General features: G+C 60.3%; 16 protein-coding genes and 3 pseudogenes. 10 read left to right on the forward strand and 9 right to left on the reverse strand.

The features are described from left to right. The first annotated feature begins 26 nt into the window (after positions 1 to 26). The 3 genes from PWG15_RS35625 to PWG15_RS35635 are packed head-to-tail and all read left to right on the forward strand — an operon-like array spanning position 27 to position 2,418. Positions 27 to 893, forward strand: coding sequence for a TauD/TfdA dioxygenase family protein (locus PWG15_RS35625; protein ID WP_275027589.1), 867 nt, complete (start codon positions 27 to 29; stop codon positions 891 to 893). A gap of 26 nt (positions 894 to 919) precedes the next feature. Next, positions 920 to 1,570, forward strand: coding sequence for an RraA family protein (locus PWG15_RS35630; RefSeq protein WP_275027590.1), 651 nt, complete (start codon positions 920 to 922; stop codon positions 1,568 to 1,570). Continuing rightward, on the forward strand, positions 1,567 to 2,418 hold the full coding sequence (locus PWG15_RS35635; RefSeq protein WP_275027592.1) for a carbon-nitrogen hydrolase family protein: 852 nt from the start codon (positions 1,567 to 1,569) through the stop codon (positions 2,416 to 2,418). The genes PWG15_RS35630 and PWG15_RS35635 overlap by 4 nt, the downstream gene beginning before the upstream one ends. Before the next feature lie 6 nt (positions 2,419 to 2,424). On the opposite strand, the gene PWG15_RS35640 is transcribed toward PWG15_RS35635, so the two are convergent. Continuing rightward, positions 2,425 to 2,649 (reverse strand): type II toxin-antitoxin system RelB family anti-toxin, encoded by a 225-nt coding sequence (locus tag PWG15_RS35640; protein ID WP_275027594.1) that lies wholly within the window; start codon positions 2,647 to 2,649, stop codon positions 2,425 to 2,427. Positions 2,650 to 2,776: 127 nt separating this feature from the next. Between PWG15_RS35640 and PWG15_RS36635 the strand changes: the two genes are divergently transcribed. The 5 genes and pseudogenes from PWG15_RS36635 to PWG15_RS35665 form a co-directional block, all read left to right on the forward strand. Further along, entirely contained in the window at positions 2,777 to 3,172 is a 396-nt protein-coding gene (locus tag PWG15_RS36635) for a helix-turn-helix domain-containing protein (RefSeq protein WP_425536844.1), read from the forward strand. Between the two features lie 376 nt (positions 3,173 to 3,548). Beyond that, positions 3,549 to 4,049, forward strand: a pseudogene (locus PWG15_RS36640) (aldehyde dehydrogenase family protein); the annotation flags it as partial. Positions 4,050 to 4,075: 26 nt separating this feature from the next. Further along, positions 4,076 to 4,462, forward strand: a complete 387-nt coding sequence (locus PWG15_RS35655; protein ID WP_275027595.1) for a RidA family protein — start codon at positions 4,076 to 4,078, stop codon at positions 4,460 to 4,462. Between the two features lie 654 nt (positions 4,463 to 5,116). Next, on the forward strand, positions 5,117 to 6,211 hold the full coding sequence (locus PWG15_RS35660) for a nucleotidyltransferase family protein (RefSeq protein WP_275027596.1): 1,095 nt from the start codon (positions 5,117 to 5,119) through the stop codon (positions 6,209 to 6,211). Between the two features lie 300 nt (positions 6,212 to 6,511). Then, positions 6,512 to 6,778: pseudogene (locus PWG15_RS35665) on the forward strand (HlyD family type I secretion periplasmic adaptor subunit); the annotation flags it as partial. A gap of 233 nt (positions 6,779 to 7,011) precedes the next feature. Here PWG15_RS35665 and PWG15_RS36645 read toward each other — a convergent pair. The 6 genes from PWG15_RS36645 to PWG15_RS35690 form a co-directional block, all read right to left on the reverse strand. After that, entirely contained in the window at positions 7,012 to 7,188 is a 177-nt protein-coding gene (locus PWG15_RS36645; protein ID WP_425536860.1) for a cadherin-like domain-containing protein, read from the reverse strand. After that, the gene (locus tag PWG15_RS35670) at positions 7,106 to 8,392 is read right to left on the reverse strand and encodes a cadherin-like domain-containing protein (protein ID WP_275027597.1); all 1,287 of its coding nucleotides are present in this window, start codon (positions 8,390 to 8,392) and stop codon (positions 7,106 to 7,108) included. The genes PWG15_RS36645 and PWG15_RS35670 overlap by 83 nt, the downstream gene beginning before the upstream one ends. Before the next feature lie 401 nt (positions 8,393 to 8,793). Then, the gene (locus tag PWG15_RS35675; RefSeq protein WP_275027599.1) at positions 8,794 to 10,587 is read right to left on the reverse strand and encodes an ABC transporter ATP-binding protein; all 1,794 of its coding nucleotides are present in this window, start codon (positions 10,585 to 10,587) and stop codon (positions 8,794 to 8,796) included. Between the two features lie 12 nt (positions 10,588 to 10,599). Next, complete coding sequence (locus tag PWG15_RS35680; RefSeq protein WP_275027601.1) at positions 10,600 to 11,628, reverse strand: glycosyltransferase family 2 protein; 1,029 nt, start codon at positions 11,626 to 11,628, stop codon at positions 10,600 to 10,602. Position 11,629: 1 nt separating this feature from the next. Beyond that, complete coding sequence (locus PWG15_RS35685) at positions 11,630 to 12,733, reverse strand: glycosyltransferase family 2 protein (protein ID WP_275027603.1); 1,104 nt, start codon at positions 12,731 to 12,733, stop codon at positions 11,630 to 11,632. Next, positions 12,730 to 13,944 carry an acyltransferase family protein gene (locus tag PWG15_RS35690; protein ID WP_275027605.1) on the reverse strand — a complete coding sequence of 405 codons (1,215 nt, stop codon included), beginning with the start codon at positions 13,942 to 13,944 and terminating at the stop codon, positions 12,730 to 12,732. Before PWG15_RS35690 ends, PWG15_RS35685 begins: the two co-directional genes overlap by 4 nt. A gap of 348 nt (positions 13,945 to 14,292) precedes the next feature. Between PWG15_RS35690 and PWG15_RS36650 the strand changes: the two genes are divergently transcribed. Together PWG15_RS36650 and PWG15_RS35700 are read left to right on the forward strand one after the other, a co-directional pair. Further along, positions 14,293 to 14,466, forward strand: coding sequence for a DNA ligase-like domain-containing protein (locus tag PWG15_RS36650; protein WP_425536845.1), 174 nt, complete (start codon positions 14,293 to 14,295; stop codon positions 14,464 to 14,466). Between the two features lie 458 nt (positions 14,467 to 14,924). Beyond that, positions 14,925 to 16,262 carry a TadE/TadG family type IV pilus assembly protein gene (locus PWG15_RS35700; protein ID WP_275027606.1) on the forward strand — a complete coding sequence of 446 codons (1,338 nt, stop codon included), beginning with the start codon at positions 14,925 to 14,927 and terminating at the stop codon, positions 16,260 to 16,262. A 65-nt stretch (positions 16,263 to 16,327) separates the two neighbouring features. Here PWG15_RS35700 and PWG15_RS35705 read toward each other — a convergent pair whose 3' ends face one another. Further along, a complete protein-coding gene (locus tag PWG15_RS35705; RefSeq protein WP_275027607.1) occupies positions 16,328 to 16,831 on the reverse strand; it encodes a hypothetical protein in 504 nt (167 codons plus the stop codon). A 166-nt stretch (positions 16,832 to 16,997) separates the two neighbouring features. Beyond that, positions 16,998 to 17,102: pseudogene (locus PWG15_RS35710) on the reverse strand (type II toxin-antitoxin system VapC family toxin); the annotation flags it as partial. Positions 17,103 to 17,267: the final 165 nt, after the last annotated feature.

The raw sequence follows: 17,267 nt of genomic DNA on the forward strand, positions 1-17,267 counted from the left end.
AAGAGGTCACTAAAAAGGAGATGAAAATGCTTGATAAACAAAGGCTTCGTGCCGTTCAGCATGAATCGAATGTCTGCGCCGATATCGAAGGTTTCGACTTCGACAATTACACTCAGCAGGATATCGACGAGGTCCGCCGCTATTGGCTCCAGCACGGTGTCCTGCGGTTCAAGAAGACGTCCATGACCGACGCCCAGCAGGTCGCCTTCTCCAGGAATTTCGGGGAGTTCGTCATCCATCCGAAGCAGCTCCAGGAGGGCGGGCATCCGACCCACAAGGAAATTCTCGTCATCAGCAATGTCATGACCGACGGCAAGCCGAGTGGTGCCATGGGCAACAGCGAGGCCACATGGCACACTGATACCTGGTTTTACGAGCGGCCGCCGGCCGGCGCTATCCTGCGGGCGGTCGCCGTACCGCCGAGCGGCGGTGACACCTACTTCCTCTCGTCTTACCGTGCCTATGAGACCTTGCCCGAAGCCTTGAAGAAAGCCGTCGACGGCCGGCAGATCTTCTTCCAGAACGTCTACGACAAGACCGGCAAGCTCCGTCTTGGCAAGTCGGCTCCCAAGACCCGCGATTTCCGCGAATGGAGCGGCATGGTTCATCCACTCGTTCGTCTGCATGGCGAGACCGGGCGCAAGGCGCTTTATCTCGGGGGCACCGCCGAAGGCGCCTGGATCGTCGGCATGGCGCTTGACGAAAGCGAATCCCTTCTCGCCGATCTTTGGCAGCACACCACATCGACCAGCGAGGTCTTCGTCCAGCAATGGGATGTCGGCGACATCATGATGTGGGACAACCGTTGCACCATGCACCGCCGGGACGGCTTCGATCCGAACTCCATCCGCATCATGCATCGCACCACCACATCAGGCGAACGCCCGGTCTGACAGCAACGATCATCAGGAGGTCAGACATGCAACCCTACCGGATCAATGACAGGCACCCTCCCCTTTCCGAGGAACTCATAGCATTGATGGGAAAGACCGAAACGGCCACGATCGGTCATGTCGAACATCTCGGTTTCGTCAGCCACGGCGTGCTGCCGCTGTTTCCGGCAAAGGCGGCTGGTTCGGCCGTGACAGTCGCGGCCCCCGGCCGGGATGGCACCATTATCTATAGGGCTGTCGACCTCCTGATGCCCGGAGACTTGCTCGTCATTGCGCGGGTTGATGGAGACGATATAGCCTGTGTCGGAGGTGGCGTCGCAACCGCGGTGGAGGCCAGGGGCGCCGTCGGCATCGTCATCGACGGCCCCTGCACGGACGCCGAGGAGATTGCCGCAACAGGCTTGCCTGTCTGGTGCCGTGGCGTCTCCTCAAAGACCACCAACCGGCGGGTCTCCATCGGCGGTTCGATCAACGAACCAATTGCCTGCGGCGGAGCTGCAGTATTGCCCGGCTATGCGGTTCTTGCCGATCGGGAAGGCGTGTTCGTTGCGCCGCGCGACCAGATGCTCACGCTGGCGCGCGCTGCGATCGCGCGGCAGCAGAATTCGATCGCCGTACGCCGGCACCTCGCGGCCGGCCGTTCCATCTTCGATTTCCAACCGGAAACCACATCATGAAAATAGCGCTCGTCCAAATGAACTCCCAGCCGGATCGCGCCGCAAATCTGCGGCAGGCCGAGCAACTCATGAACCAAGCGCTTGCCGGCAGACCGGATCTCATTGTCTTGCCCGAGCATTTCGATTGGACTGGTGGGACGCCGGCCGAGAAGCGATCGGCGGCCGATCATGTACCCGGAGGCGCAGCCTACAATCTGGTCCAGAGCTTCGCTACCCGAAATCGGGTCGCAATCCATGCCGGGAGTCTTCTCGAAACGTCGAGGACATCCGACCGCATCTTCAACACCAGCGTCGTGTTCGACGAACGTGGAAAGGAAATTGGAGCTTACCGGAAGATCCACCTGTTCGACATCGTTGCGCCCGACGGCAAGGTCTACAACGAATCCGAGGCAGTCCGTCCGGGAAACAGCCTGCTGGTCTACGAGATCGGTGGAATGAAGCTGGCCTGCTGCATCTGCTACGATCTGCGTTTCTCCAGACTGTTCGACCGACTGGCACAGGAGCACGTCGATGCGTTCATTCTGCCGGCAGCCTTCACGCAACAGACCGGAAAGGATCACTGGGAGGTCCTATGCCGTGCCCGCGCGATCGAGTTTCAGGCCTATGTCGTCGCCTGCGGCCAATGCGGTCACTATGAAACGCCCGCCGGCGAGCGGCGCTATATGCATGGACATTCGATGGTTTGCGATCCCTGGGGGAAAGTGGTGGCCGAGGCAGGTGAAGATATAGGCGTGTTGGAAGCCAAGCTTGATCGCAATCGGATAGAGGCCGTTCGCCGCCTGATCCCTATGGCGGCCCATAGGGTAGATGTTCAGAACCTGGAGCTTGTTTGCCGCAGGGAACGTTGAAATCCGTCAGCGCTCGTCTTCACGGTCGGGACGGACAAGCTCCATATGGCTCACCCCAAGTGCCTTGGCGATCTTGTAAAGCGATTGGACCGTCGGATTGCGTCCGCCTCGTTCAAGACCGCTGACATATTGCTGGCTGATGTCCGCTGACGCGGCGATTTCTTCCTGCGTCAGCCCTTTTTCCCGACGCAGGCGCGCAAAATTCCGGCCGACCAACTTGCGCATATCCATGCGCCACTGATGGCAGGACCGAAACTTTGAGTTTATCAACTATAGTATGTAAATGCACGCTATGCGGAGGCGCGCAGCTGTTTGATATCAGCAGGTTCGCTTCGATCTGAGGGGTGCCGAATAGCGAATGGGCAGGCAACTGCAAAGGGTGGACGACGTCGACTTGGAGGTCGGGCGAGAGATTGCCAGGCTTCGCCGGAAGGTCGGCATGCGACAGCTGGATCTCGCGGTACACCTCAACGTTTCGGTCCAGTTGGTCCGGAAGTACGAAAGCGGTCGGATCAGGATCGGTTCCAGCCGCCTCGCCGCCATAGCCTCCGGGCTCGGTGTTCCAGTTGCTTGCCTCGTTGATCGCGGCAGGTCTCAGGCAGAGTTCAGTCGGGCATTGGACGAATTGGTCGCTTTCGTTGCGACCAAAGAGGGCGTGGCCCTCAACAGAGCATTTCAGCGCATCAGGTCGGCTGCCGTTCGTCGATCTCTATTGGCATTCCTCGAGGCGGTCGTAGAAGCCGAGCGGCCGTAAATGTGCATCCTGCTGCGATGTCTACGCACGAGCGGCCTCACGCGCGGAAGAACCCTTCCGATGCGGCTTTGATCTACCGGGATAGCCGGGACAATACCTGTCGCCGAGCGTCGTAGCGAGCGCAAGCCGTCAAAGGCTGGTGCCGTCGTCGGCGATTGGCGACGGCCCGTCGTTGGAATTTTTCCGGCCGATCGGCCGCCGTCAGCATGTTCGATGCTGATCGTTTTACCCTGGCACGGGCTGCCTGAACGATGATGGCAGAAATCGCCAGAAGAGACCCTCCAAATATTCCTGCAGCAATTCAGCGAGTTAACGGATTTCCAGCCGCTCAGCCGTGGTCGATCGCGCATCGCAAAGGACTCCCAAGTTGACAGAGATGTCGCCGACCCGCTTCTACGTGCAGGCGAAAGCCTATGACCGTTCCCTTCGCGCTTCAGCGAAAAGGTCGCCGCAACGAAGGTTGGCACCGGCTTCGACGAGGGCGTACAGATGGGGCCGCTTTGCCACGCCCGGCGGGTGACGACGATGGAAGGTTTCGTACAAAATGCACGCGATCGGGGGGCCGAGATCGTGACCGGCGGCAACCGCATCGGCAAAGCCGGCTACTTCTATGCGCCAACGGTCGTCGCGAGCGGCTCCGATGCCCTGAATTGGCCTTGCTTCCTACGTGTTCACCGCGTCGAGCAGTCGCGCGCAGCACACCGCGCAAGCACTTGCCGCCGGGATGGTCAGCATCAATCACTTCGGCCTGGCGCTACCCGAAACGCCTTTCGGTGGCGTCAATGACAGCGACTATGGTAGCGAAGGGGGAATTGATACCTTCGACGGCTATCTCACTACGAAGTTCGTGACCCGCTTCGACGCACGTCGCGAATGAGCCGCCTTATTTTCTTGGAGAACAGAATGTTTGAAGCCATCGATACCGGATCAGACCCCTGCGACGTGCCGGTCAGCGAGGTCGTGCGCGCCGGCAATCTCGTCTGGTCGGTCCATATTTCCGAAGACCCGGTGAATGGCGACCTCGTCACCGGCGACATTGAAACCCAGACGCGCCGAACGCTGGGGAATCTAGACATCGCGATCCGTGCCGCAGGCGGCACGCTGGCCGATGTCGTGCAGGTTCAGGTCTTCCTCACTGAAAGATCGGACGCGCCAGGCATGAACAAGATCTACGCGGAGTTCTTCAAAGAGCCCTATCCGGTGCGCGCGACCGTGGTGGTGAAGGAGCTCTTGGCCGAAGGCCTTCGCATTGAAATCCTTGCCCACGCGGTTCTCGGCAACAGCGCTTAAGTGGCCGATCATGTTTGAGAAAGTCGAAACCGGTATCGCGCCTTCAAAGGCGCCTTTGAGTGGCACGGTCAAGGCGGGGCGCATCGTGCGCTCCGTGCACCCGAAGCGTCGTCGATCTTCTTTCCGGCTGAATACGCCTGGAAGTACTCGCAACCGCTGGCCTTTCGACGTCTAGGTGAGAGGGCAGTCGGCGTGTCCGTCGCATTGAAGGGAATCGAACCGGAGATCAAATAGCGGCGACACGGCTTTGCCCCTCCTGAGGGCGTTCCCTACGAAAATTCCGTTCTCTACATCGCTCCTTATCCGAAAAAGGCGGCATGTGCTCCACTGCAGCGGGCGGCAACTTCGGTTTTGTCCATCAGCATGATGAGGGTTATCGGATCGACATCGCCGGCACAGGGTGATCACGCTGGAGACCTCGACGGTTTCCATAAAGGCGACGTCGCAATTGCCTTCGCTCTTTTCCGGCGTCGGCGCGGTTATAAGTTTTTGGCAGAAACTTATAACATTGTCAGTTGCGCTGCACAGCGTTATAATTTCTTGGCAGAAACTTATAACGGCGATCAAAACGAGCGACCGCGACTTTGGTCAAGGGGAAGCGCGCGTCAGGCAGATCGCCGCGCTTGTCGACGCTTCTAAAAGGACGAAATGCCAATGATGAGAGAGATCGACATCAGCTATCGGACGATGTTCGCGGAGCTGACGCAGCGGACGCTCGACGGTCAGTTCTTGGCAGACTTCCCGATGGAAGGATGGTTCGTGACCGTGACCGTCAAAGACCGCAATTACTGGTATTTCGATCTCCCAGATGGCCAGGGCAAATACAAGCGAAGCTATGTCGGTCCAGAAAGCGACGAAGAGATCACGGCACGCGTGAAGGCGCACAAGGGGATCAAGGACGACCTCCGGGAGCGCAGGCGCATGGTGAGCACGTTGCGTCGTGCCGGTCTCCCCGGTCCCGACACCTTCGCGGGCGATATCACGAAGGCGCTTGCCGACGCCGGGTTGTTCCGGCTGCGTGCGGTCCTGATTGGGTCGGTGGCATTCAGCACCTATGCGGGGATGCTCGGCGTCCGACTGCCCTCGTCTGCCATGCAGACAGGCGACGCGGATTTCGCGCAGGACTTCGCGATCTCAGCCGCGGTGCAAGACAGCCTTCCACCCATTCTAGATATCCTCCAGTCGGTCGATCCCGATTTCCGAGCCGTGCCGCACCAGGCGGACAAAGCCAAGGTGGTCGCCTTCCAGAACGGTCGGGGTTACCGAGTGGAGTTCTTGACTGGAAACCGAGGATCGGAGGAATACACGGGCAAGCCCTCTCCCATGCCCGCCCTCGGCGGCGCGTCGGCAGAAAACCTCCGGTTCCTGGACTTCCTGATCTACGAGCCTGTCCGCACGGTGCTTCTCTTCCGCGAAGGCGTGAACGTCCTAGTCCCCGCCCCCGAGCGCTATGCCGTCCATAAGCTTATCGTAGCCTCCAGAAGGCTCACTGACACGCTAGGGCGCGTGAAATCGGACAAAGACCTGGTGCAGGCCTCCTTACTATTCGAAGCCCTAGTAGAGACGCGCCACGAATACGAATTGGTCGATGCTTGGGAAGAGGCGTGGGATCGCGGAGATTCTTGGAAGGAAGGCCTTTACAACGGCCTCTTGAGGCTGCCAGCCAAAGGCGTGAAGGCACTCGGTAAGGCGCTCGGATCTAAGATGCCTGACTTGGAGAAGTTGATAGCTGATGATCGTTCCAAATGACTTCCCGGGCCACGCAAGCCGCTCCTTCGCGCTGACAACGGTCGTCGGCGTTCGCCAGCAGGCCCCTGATCTCACGTCGACACGAACAGCGTCCCCGGCGTGTGTTTGTCAGCCTTTCCTGTAGCAGCCACCGTGGGCGACCGCGGAGGCTGCTCAGACCGTCGAGGCTGAGCGCCTAGCCGGGCGGCTGCAATGCGTTCCGCCAGTGAGCGTGCAGCGCGTCGGGGCGGTGGTAGGTTCACCCGCAGGTGTGGCGAAATTCGCCAAGTCCTCGAAAACGCCGAGCTTTTGATGACGACTATCAGCTTCCCGGCGTTTGCCCGCTACAACCTGCCGCCACTCGGCGGCGTCGTGGAGATCGTATCGGCGGATCGCATGATAGAGGAGCGCAGCGGGGCGCGATACTTCGCCGCGACGGTCGTGATTGACAGACACGAACTTACCAAGCTCGAGGGCCGCAAATTGTTGCCCGGCATGACCAGCGAGGCGATGATCAGCACGGGCGCCCGCACCGCGCTTGCTTACCTTGCAGAGCCGATTACGCAGAATTTCCGCCGGGCGATGTGAGAAAAATAGGAATAGCAAGTCGGACTACGGCGGAACGCTCCTGCTGTTTGATGTCGAACCGAACCGTCCCAGCACACTGCCTTCCATGAGTTCCCTCGTTTAGAAGCAGCAAACGCCGCTTCTCAATCACCGGGCCAAGAATTTGATCCCACATGGGGCACGCGCGCGGGGTGTTGTTGAGGTTGTTCAGAACGCGCCCGTTTCAGGCTGAGCATCCCGGTTGTATCCACCACTTAAGCCATTACCTCGAGCGACGGCTTACCGTTGCCATTATCAATGAGCGAGCCCTTCCCGCTGTCGATCGCCACACCGGTCACCGTCAGGGTGTCACCGTCGACGTCGCTGGCATTGGCCAGCAGCTCTGCCTTCGTGATCACGCGACCGCCGCTGTCCTCGGCGATCGCCGTCAGGGTGAAGGCAGAGGTCGTCGGGTCGTCGTTGACCGGGGTGATGTCGAGGCTCGCCGTGCCGGCGACAGTACTCACCATGACCGTCGTCGATCGTGTAGCTGAAGGAGACGCCGGTGTCGTCATTGGCAGCTGGCGTATACGTCCAGGTACCGTCACCATTGTCATGGAGCGTGCCGTCGCCCGCCGAGATTTTCAGGTCCTTTGCCGTCAGGGCGTCGCCGTCGACGTCGTGAGCATTGGCCAGAAGCTCTGCCTGGGTAATCATCCGCGCGCCGTTGTCCTCGGCGATCGCGGCCAAGGTTGCCGCCGTGGCTGTCGGGGCGTCATTGGTGCCGGTAACGGTCCAGGTGACCGAGGTCGGTGTCGAGGCGATGCCGTCCGACACCGCATAGTTCACCGTCACCGTCGTCGTTTTGCCGTCGGCGAGATGGTCGTAGGCGATATGGCTCGGGTCGAGCGTGAAGGAATGGGTGGCGGCGTTATAGCTGACGCCGTCCGGCAGCGTGTCCTGCACATCGACCACCTGCAGCGTCGCGCCGTCATCGATGTCGGTGGCGTTGGCGAGCGCGTCGAGCGTCACGGCCGCTCCGCCCTCGGTGGCACCGTCGCTGACTGCACCCGGCACGGCAGGCGCATCATTGGTGCCGGTAACGGTCCAGGTGACCGAGGCCGGTGTCGAGGCGATGCCATCCGACACCGCATAGTTCACCGTCACCGTCGTCGTTTTGCCGTCGGCGAGATGGTCGTAGGCGGCGTGGCTCGGGTCGAGCGTGAAGGAATGGGTGGCAGCGTTATAGCTGACGCCGTCCGGCAGCGTGTCCTGTACATCGACCACCTGCAGCGTCGCTCCGTCATCGATGTCGGTGGCGTTGGCGAGTGCGTCGAGCGTCACCGCCGCTCCGCCCTCGGTGGCAGCGTCGCTGACCGCACCCGACACGGCAGGCGCATCATTGGTGCCGGTAACGGTCCAGGTGACCGAGGCCGGTGTCGAAGTGATGCCGTCCGACACCGCATAGTTCACCGTCACCGTCGTCGTTTTGCCGTCGGCGAGATGGTCGTAGGCGGCATGGCTCGGATCGAGCGTGAAGGAATGGGTGGCGGCGTTATAGCTGACGCCGTCCGGCAGCGTGTCCTGCACATCGACCACCTGCAGCGTCGCGCCGTCATCGATGTCGGTGGCGTTGGCGTGTGCGTCGAGCGTCACCGCCGAGACGACGGCGCTTCGAAAGAAGATTCGCCGAACTGCGCAATTTCTGGTTCAGCCTTGGAAGCGTGCTGTGGGATGATGTGGTCGATGCGCAGCCATCAGCGAAGGCTCGAGGTTTTCGACGGCCTCATGGCAGACTAAGTCGGACGGTTGGTGCCGGTCGCCAATGACTTCAACCGCCACAAGTCAACTCGAGCGTCATCCACTGGGATGCCCTCCGCTCGCCTTCCTTGTCTCGTCCACTATCTTAAGCTTCCACCGAGATCGCTCTCCCCGTTGGCGGCAACCAGACGAATAGCCCGAGATGGACCGAGCGTCGGACTATTTCAAGAATACCTTCAGCTTCCTCTGGGGCCTGAGGGCCCTTCGAGGGTCTGGCCGGCGTGGACCAACCCCGTTCATACCCGCCGCTCTTCCACAGTTTCGTGCTCGTAAAGCTGGTCCATGGTCAAGCTGGCAACGTCGGCGAAAGGTGCCTGGCTTTTCACCTGACCGCCACCGAGGATGACGACCTCGTCACAGAACGAGATCGTGCTTCGGTGATGGCTGATGACGAGCGTCGTGCGGCGTCCCGCTCTCGACTTCAGCGTGTCGACGATGGCCGCTTCCGACAGCCCGTCGACCGCGTTCGTGGCTTCATCCAGGAGCAGGATATCAGGATCGCGCACCAGGGCCCTGGCGAGTGCCACCCGCTGCCGCTGCCCCGCCGAGAGGCTGGCGCCTCGATAGCCGACGACGGTTTGATAGCCCTGCGGCAGGGCTTCGATGAAACCATGCGCTTCAGCCATCCTGGCCGCATGCTCCACTTCGGCTTTTGTGGCCTCCCGGCCATAGGTGATGTTCTCCAGGATCGTTCCATCGACCAGTTCCAAATCCTGGCTTGCAAGCGCGATGCGGCTTCGCCATTGCACCGGGTCGATCCGGCTCAGAGGAACACCATCGACGAGAATGCTCCCCTCGTCAGGCTCGACGAAGCGGCATAGTAGATTGACGATCGTCGTCTTGCCGGACCCGGACCGGCCAACAAGCGCGGTCGAACAGCCGCCCCGTATTGCGAATGCCGCAGATTGCAAAACGACGTCGCGGGAATCGGAGTGCGGATAGCGGAAAGTGACATCATCAAATCTCAGTTGCCGTCGCAATCCGCCGAAAGGCTCCCTTCCCTCAGGAGACGGAGGCTTGTCGGACGAGTCTAGCAGCCAGCGCACCTCCTCCAGCGAACCACTCCAGCCCTGTATCTGGCTCCAGGACATTTGCAGTGCGCGCATTTGCGGCTGCAAGCGGTAGAGCAGGACCACGAAGGCGACGATGACGGGAAAAGTAACGCCCACTGACCAAGCGCCGACGACGACGGCCAGGAAAAGCATGGAGTGGAGCGTCTCGGTCAAGGGCGGCAGCAGGGCCTGACGGGCCTGTAGCGCGAACGCGGCGCGCCGAACGGCATCCGACGCCCCATCGAACCCGGCCTTTTCCCGCGCCTCCTGGCCGAATACCCGTATCAAGCGGCCGGCGTGAACCAGATGGAGCATCCGGGCCGCCAGTTCGCCGTTGAAGGCGGTGACATCGCGGCTCGGGGCCTTGAGCGTTGCGGACAAGACATAATGCAGGAGCTGGACGAGAACGAGGCCGAGCGCCACGAACAACGTCATTTGCCAGGACAGAAGCAGAAGGAACGCGAGGAGGATGATGGTGGCCGAGCCATTTACCAGCGCCGCAAGCGCGGTTTGCACCGCATCGGAAGCCCGCCAAGACTCGTTTGAAATGACATTGAGCAACCGCCCCGGATTCTCCTTCATCAAGAAGGGATAGCCGACCTGCAGCAATTGAGACGACAGGGCGCCGCGGATCGAATGGCCCGCCTTGCCGTAGATGAAAGTCGCAAGCACCGTATTGGCAAAAGCCAGGACGTTCTTGAGGGAAATCAGGGCAAGGGCGGCAGCCGCTATGACGACCAGCCGATGACGATCGTCCATCCCCGATCCGACTTGCTGGAAGAGAGCGGAGATGCCGCTCAACGCCGCCGGGTCCTGATCGCCAGCGATGATTCCCAGCATCGGAATGATGAGGCCGATCCCGGCGCCCTCCAGCGCCGCACTGCAAAGGCCGAGGATCACCACAAACGGAAGCAGACGCAGTTGGCCACCCAACGCATCACGCAACAGCTGGAGGCTCGGCAAGAGGATACGGAACATGATGGCGTGTCCTCAGCGCTGGAGTTGTTCTTTGGTCTGCTGCTCGACTTGGCCCGCCGTCCGCGCGGAGACGAACAGACCCAGGAACTTGAGAGCGCCAAGCAGGTTCATCAAGGCGATCGGCCAGTGAGAGAGGTGCAAGACAGGGTCAAATCGGGGGCCACCGAAGATTTCGGCGCAGGCAGACCGGACGGTCCAACAGAAATGCCGGAGCAGCCACGGCGCGGTGCGGACGTGTTTCACGCAGAGTGCGCCATTGCCGAGGCTGTAGTTGCGATGAAGCGTCTCGATGGTCGCGCGGGCACGGCGGCCGTGGTGATGAAAGACGACCATATTTGGGACATATTCGATCGGAATGCCGAGCCGATAGGCGCGCACCAGATAATCCGTGTCTTCGGCCGACCGCAGCGGGGCGCCGGCGCCGAAACGTTCATCGAAAGCGCCGACGCGCAGCGCGACCTCGCGGTGCATCGTCATGTTGCAACCCAAGACGAATCCGCCCGGATGAACGTGACAGGTCAACCGTTCGCGTGCGTTCGACCGCTTGATCGTGAAGGGCAGGTCGCTGGCGTCTCCGAGTTCAACGCGGCCGCCGCGGATGATGGCACCTTCACCGCCTGCGTAGTGGCGCTCGAGGTCGCGCAGATAGTTCGCATCGACTTCGCAATCGTCGTCGATGAAGATCAAGATGCCACCGCGGGCGCGTGCCATGGCCGCGTTGCGCGCAGTAGCTAGGCCCGGCCGTCTCTCGACCAGATGCGTGACAGCCAGCGGCGACGCAGAGGTAATCCGAGCAATTCGCTCCGGCGTGTCATCGGTTGATCCGTTGTCAACGACGATCAATTCCCACCGGATGGCAGCATGGATACCACAAGCCGCCTCGATCGATCGGATGCAGGTCTCGAGCGCCTCGGCTCGGTTGCGCGTGCAGACGATAAAGCTTGCAAATGGCGCGTCGCGTGACGTAGGCGCCAACGCGGCCGACGTCTCCGCCACGTCGCCCCGCTCCACCGCTGACCACTTCAAGCCTTCGACGGTCATGCTAGTGCATCCCCTCGCGTGGAAGCACGCTCGCCGCTGGCACGGAACGCAGATATCGCGACAAAGCGTCCAGCCGGCTGGTGGCCGCCAGCGACATCCGGCTGCACCACGGGGCACGGGTCGCCGCGATAAGGCCATATCGTTCCCGACGACGAATGAGCCCCCATTTGCCCGTCTGCGTCAAAAACTCATGGGTGAACTCTGGCCGCCGTTCGTCGCTGACGAGCTGATAGAGAAAATAAAAGAGATTCAACGCGCCCGCCTCGTAGCCTGCACGGGTTTGCGGAGGAAGCGCCGAGACCCTGTCCTCGAGGGAAAGAATGCACCCGGCCGCCTGCCGGATCGTTTTGGACGTCAGCGCAAGACCGATGTTGTTCAGGACGCCGGGATTGTGACAAAGACGTTCAAGCTCGAGGTTTTCGGCAACGATCGCCAGATGTGTGCGGCGCATCTGGCGCTTATGCGTGTTCGTCACGCTGTTGCCGTGAATTCGATAGGCGATCAGCGCCTCATCGATCATCTTCGCGGAAAAACGGTCGGTGACGCGCCGGAAGAGATCAAAATCCTCTGCATGCACATAATGCGCGTCATAGCGCAGCATATCCTGCGGGATGACGCGCCTGTTAAAGACAACGGTCGAGTGGATGAAGATCGTGAAAAACTTCGAAAGCGCCCTGAGGCTTGCCGGTTGGTAGATCGGGTTGGATGTGCCGCGGATGATACGGTCGCCGAGGAGCGTGTCGATGCCGGTGCCGCAGAGCGCGAGTTCTGGCTGCTTAACGAACGACGACACCTGGCGCGATAGCCGCGAAGGATAGGAAATGTCATCGGCATCCATTCGGGCGATGAGATCACCCTTCGCCAAGGCGAGGCCCTCGTTCAGGGTTGCGATCAGCCCGCGATTTTCGCGGGAGACAATGGTAATGCGACCGTCCGCCTGTTGATAGCGTCGCATGATGTCCAGCGAGCGATCACGCGAGCCGTCGTCGATGGCGATGACCTCCAGCCGCTCGTGATCCTGCCTCAAGATGCTTTCGAGCGCCGCGGCGAGATAGGGCTCGGCGTTGTAAACAGGCAGCAGGACGGAAACCAACGGAACGGTCATGGGCAATCTCGACTTATTGCAGATCTAACGTTTGAAAGCGTCTTTCCTCGGGCGCAGGGTGCAACGACGCCCGGAAGATAAGCCGCGACGGTTCGCCCACGAAGGCAATCGGTTGCTTGCCCTGTGTTCATCGGGACAACACCGGAACTGCTGTTCGCGCGCACATAGGGGAAGTGCCGTTTCAGGGCATTGAGCGGCTTCTCGAAAGCGAACCAGGAGACAGCGGCCACGATCAACGTGGCGGAGCCAGCGACGAGTAAGCGTCGCAACCCCTGCTCGGCAATGTCGATCGGTATCCACGCCTGCGCCTTGACGACCAGCGCGAGCACGACAGGATGATACAGATAGACTCCATAGCTAACGCACCCAAGCGCCGTCAACGGCTTAAGTTCGAGTAGCCTGCCGACCCGGCCGCCGAAGCCGGTGGAAGCGCATCCTACCAGCATCGCGACCGGGATGAGCGGAAAGGCTTCGAGGCCGATCCAGACGAGCCAATCGAGCACAGGACCTGTCGAGGTCGATCGTGCCCAAAGGAGCGCAGAGGATAAGATGGAAAGCGGCAGCCAACTGACCATCATCCATCGCGGCCAAGACATGAAGGTCGAACGGTGGACGGCCAGGAGTGCTCCCGCCGCCAGGGCGTCCATCGAGGCGGGAGGCAGCAAATCGCGCGCAAGCGAAGGCTCCCCCGTCAGCGGCCAATAGAAGCGGTAGGCCAGCGAACTGGCAATCACACCGACGCAGACCCGCCCAAGCAAAGGGCGTGGTGTCAGAACAACGAGCAGTGGCCAAGCGATGTAGAATTGCTCTTCAATGCTCAGGCTCCAGGTGTGACAGAGAACCCATGGCGTCCACGCGTCCCTGAGCGCATACCAGAAGTTCGAGATGTAAAGCGCATGCCAGACCCAACCATCCCTGGCGCCCTCCAGGTTGACCAGCCACAGGACGCTCAGCATCCCGAAATAGGGTGGAAAGATACGCACGGCGCGACGCGCGTAGAAGGATTTGAGAGCCATCGCCGGCTCGAACTGAGCAGCGGAACGGGCGTCGAGCAGCAGCCGTGTGATCAGAAAGCCGCTGAGAACGAAGAACAGCCTTACTCCAAGGTGTCCCAAATGGGAATCGTCCGCAGCAAAAAGATGCGCGTACAAAACCATTGAAACGGCAGCGGCTCGCAACCCGTCCAACTGACGGTCGCGCATATTCAGCATTGAACATCCCTTCGGAGTTCCGACCCTTCCAGGCCTCGTTCCTTGTGGAGCCAACTTCTGGTCAGCTACGATTTTGCCGCGAGGTTGCCATTTGCTTCGAAAGAAGCGTGAAAGTCTGATCGGTCGCACAGAGCGTTGAAGGCGGCCCCAAACGGCTAGGGTCGAATAGGGGCCAAACTTTGACCACTTGGTTAGAGCGTTACCCGGACTGTTTGAATCATTTGGTCTTCAAATCGGACTTCAGCCTGCTGTAGAAATCGTTGGGGGGCATCCGGACGAAAGATCCGAAGCCGGTTATCGCCCGCCCTATTCTATGCGTTCGATCTTCTTTACCTCGACGGTCATGACATGCGCCAGGTCGAGTATCGGACCCGCCAGCATCTGCTGGAGGAGGCGCTACCAGGTCAAGAGGGAGCAATCCTGCTTTCGGAAGAGGTGGACGCCGACCCGGCACAATTGCTTGCGCACGCCTATAGCTTGGGCCTGGAAGGCATCGTCGGGAAGCGTGAAGACACAATTTAGATCGCGAGGGGTTCATAGGCAGTTTCGCCGTAACATAGGTCTCCATCGTTAGTTGAGAAGTGAAGTATGGTTTTACTTCTAATACTCGACGAACGTTGAGAGAACACAAAGTGTACGAACCAAATTTTAAAACCCTAAGTATTAAGGGAAAGTTGCCAGACCCGCGGCGGGCGTCGGGCACACCACGCAAGGGGGTGCTGTCGGGGGCGTTACCGGGAAACGGCCACCAGTCTGGAGATGGCGCGTTTCGTTCAGAGTCTCGTCGTCGTACCAGGCTGCATCGCTTAACGGATTTTTAGCCTGCTCCATATTACCTATTTCTAATGTGTGGATTAGGACGGCAGCGCGAGATGCGGTCGACTGGGTCGCATCTCGCTCCAGCTAGAGATTGACGCGCAATTGAGTTGGCCACTGCCCACGAAGTCGTCGTGATCTGTTGAGGGGCAACGAAGCGTAAGATGCTAAGCAATCTGAGGAACAAGCTCGTCCGCCTCCTTAAGGACGACGGCGGCAACTTCGCCATTCTGACAGCTCTGGCGTTGGTGCCGTTGTTTACCGGCGCGTCCATCGCCATCAATCTCGCCCGTATCAATCTTGAATCCGCCAAAATGCAGGACGGGCTCGATGCGGCCGCCTTTTCCGCGGTCAAGTCCTATGGCGAGGGGGCGAATGAGGCCAAGGCGAAAGACCTGGCGAACAACACCTTCTTCGCCAACTTCGGCACGCCGGAGATCGTTGAAGAGATCGGCTCGGAGGGGAGCTCGGCGCCGGTGGAGTCGCAGGCCATCAAAGTCGCCTTCGGTACCCTCGGCGTGGAGACCACGGCGACGGCAACCTATGAGCTCAAGTACGCGCCGCTCTTCTGGGGCCTTAAACCCTATACGATTGATCGCGCAAGCGTGGCAGCCCGCATGCCGGGAAGGGAAGCGTGTATGCTGGCGCTTCACCCAACGGCAACCCGGGCGTTCGAAGTGAGCGGTAGTGCCAGTGTCGATACGTCCGGCTGTACCATCACGTCGAATTCGACCGATCCGCAGTCGATCTATCTCAGCGGCTCGGCCACCCTCAAGACCGAGTGTCTTTATACGGCCGGCAAGGTCTCGGCGACGCTAGCCCATCTCGAGCTTGCTTGCCCCAAGGCCGTGGAGGAGGTTGCGCCGATCTCCGATCCGTTCGGGTCCAAGAAGATGCCGACAACCGGGAGTTGGGTGAGCCTCGCGGGATGCGGCCAGAACTTTGTCGGCGGCGGTAGCGGCAATGGTGACTGCAATGGCACGAGCAAGACGCCGAACAACGTTCCTGCCGGCTATACCGTCGAACTGAAGCCCGGCACCTACGGTGGTTTAGAGATCAAGGGCAAGGTTCTTCTGCGGCCGGGCTACTACATCATCGACGGCGGAAACCTAAAATTCGCCAGTCAGTCGGTGATCAGCGGCGAAGGTGTCACCTTCTTCCTGTTGAACGGTGCGCAGCTCGACATTCACGGCGGCTCGACCTTCAAGGTCAGCCCATCGCTTACGGGTGATTGGGCAGGTTTCGCGATCGTCGCCGCCAGAAACAATACCGCGACCGCGACGATCAACGGCAATAGTGCCTCGTCGCTTGCGGGTATCATCTACATGCCGGCATCGAAAGAGATCCAGTATGCCGGCAACGGCTCGACCGGCGGCGAATGCGTGCGCATCGTCGCGCAGGAGATCACCATGATCGGCAACAGCAGCTTCAAGCTGGATTGCAAGGCGGCGCTTGCCAACAACACCATCAACAATCCTGGTGCGATTCGCCTCCTCAGATAGCAAAAGGCAAACATTTGCAGCACGAGGCAACGCTCCCTAGAGCGCCGCTCCGACAGCGTAGATGGTCAGTCGAGCGATTTATGAACGGCGAATTCAGCGCAACCCCGCCGCACGGCGAGTTTACAGGTGGGTAGTCCAAGGATTGACGACGGGGACGCCCAAAAGCCTCGAAGAAACGTCGGAGGCGTTTTGAGTTTTTCGGCCTTCCGTTCGACGTTCTCAAAGCAGCTATATTTGGATCCGAGCATCGGCCGCTCGTCTTCCTTGATATGGCAGTCAATCAGCTTTCCGTCGTCGGTCAGGCGCTGGTAAGGACGATTGCTGGCGTGATAGCCGCCCACGCAGATCGGCCATAGGTACAGATCCGCCAGTTGCGCCATCGGCGAAGTCTTCTGTTTGGTTTTGAACTCGTAGAGCGTCTGGGTCAACTGCTCGCGGATCAAGGGGCCGTACTTATCGGAATTGTCCCTAGCGAACGGCATTCCCTCCGCCTTTAGAGCCTTGTAGTAGCCCTCCAGGTTTGCATCTTCAGCTTTGTTGCAGCGCTCAGGATGCACGCGCAGCTTCATGCCCGGATGTGCTGAAGGATCTTTGTGGTGTTCACATGCTCGCCCGATTTTGGCTCTTCCCTGCCCTTCCATATCGCAGGATCGAAACCGCCGCGACCAGTTGGTCCGAAAAACTATCCTTCGCGAAAGGGCAATGAGATACAGAGGGTGTCCGGCACCCAGCGGCTCACGCCGACGTTTCCCAAGGATTGATCACGGAGGCACCGGTGTCTTCGAAATCCTTGACGTTGCGTGTGACAAGGATGAGATCGTGAACGATGGCAGTCGCGGCTTGCCGGTAGCCGGGGCATTGTTGGCCCGACGAGCAGTTGGAGGCGTTGCCGCACTCATTGAGCCGACTAGGCTGCTGTAGGTCGCTACTGCCGCCGGGAAGTTACAGAGGGGGCAGCAGAAGCTGATCCAGCTTGGAACACCGCTCGTGATCCCGCGCCGGCGG

It is taken from the genome of Ensifer adhaerens, from assembly GCF_028993555.1.
In the GTDB taxonomy this organism is placed as follows: Bacteria; Pseudomonadota; Alphaproteobacteria; order Rhizobiales; family Rhizobiaceae; genus Ensifer; species Ensifer adhaerens_I.

Coding starts and splice junctions, on each gene's coding strand:
- PWG15_RS35625 (WP_275027589.1), top strand. CDS start 27: ATGCTTGATAAACAAAGGCTTCGTGCCGTTCAGCATGAATCGAATGTC.
- PWG15_RS35630 (WP_275027590.1), top strand. CDS start 920: ATGCAACCCTACCGGATCAATGACAGGCACCCTCCCCTTTCCGAGGAA.
- PWG15_RS35635 (WP_275027592.1), top strand. CDS start 1,567: ATGAAAATAGCGCTCGTCCAAATGAACTCCCAGCCGGATCGCGCCGCA.
- PWG15_RS35640 (WP_275027594.1), bottom strand. CDS start 2,649: ATGGATATGCGCAAGTTGGTCGGCCGGAATTTTGCGCGCCTGCGTCGG.
- PWG15_RS36635 (WP_425536844.1), top strand. CDS start 2,777: ATGGGCAGGCAACTGCAAAGGGTGGACGACGTCGACTTGGAGGTCGGG.
- PWG15_RS35655 (WP_275027595.1), top strand. CDS start 4,076: ATGTTTGAAGCCATCGATACCGGATCAGACCCCTGCGACGTGCCGGTC.
- PWG15_RS35660 (WP_275027596.1), top strand. CDS start 5,117: ATGATGAGAGAGATCGACATCAGCTATCGGACGATGTTCGCGGAGCTG.
- PWG15_RS35675 (WP_275027599.1), bottom strand. CDS start 10,587: ATGTTCCGTATCCTCTTGCCGAGCCTCCAGCTGTTGCGTGATGCGTTG.
- PWG15_RS35680 (WP_275027601.1), bottom strand. CDS start 11,628: ATGACCGTCGAAGGCTTGAAGTGGTCAGCGGTGGAGCGGGGCGACGTG.
- PWG15_RS35685 (WP_275027603.1), bottom strand. CDS start 12,733: ATGACCGTTCCGTTGGTTTCCGTCCTGCTGCCTGTTTACAACGCCGAG.
- PWG15_RS35690 (WP_275027605.1), bottom strand. CDS start 13,944: ATGCTGAATATGCGCGACCGTCAGTTGGACGGGTTGCGAGCCGCTGCC.
- PWG15_RS36650 (WP_425536845.1), top strand. CDS start 14,293: ATGCGCCAGGTCGAGTATCGGACCCGCCAGCATCTGCTGGAGGAGGCG.
- PWG15_RS35700 (WP_275027606.1), top strand. CDS start 14,925: ATGCTAAGCAATCTGAGGAACAAGCTCGTCCGCCTCCTTAAGGACGAC.
- PWG15_RS35705 (WP_275027607.1), bottom strand. CDS start 16,831: ATGAAGCTGCGCGTGCATCCTGAGCGCTGCAACAAAGCTGAAGATGCA.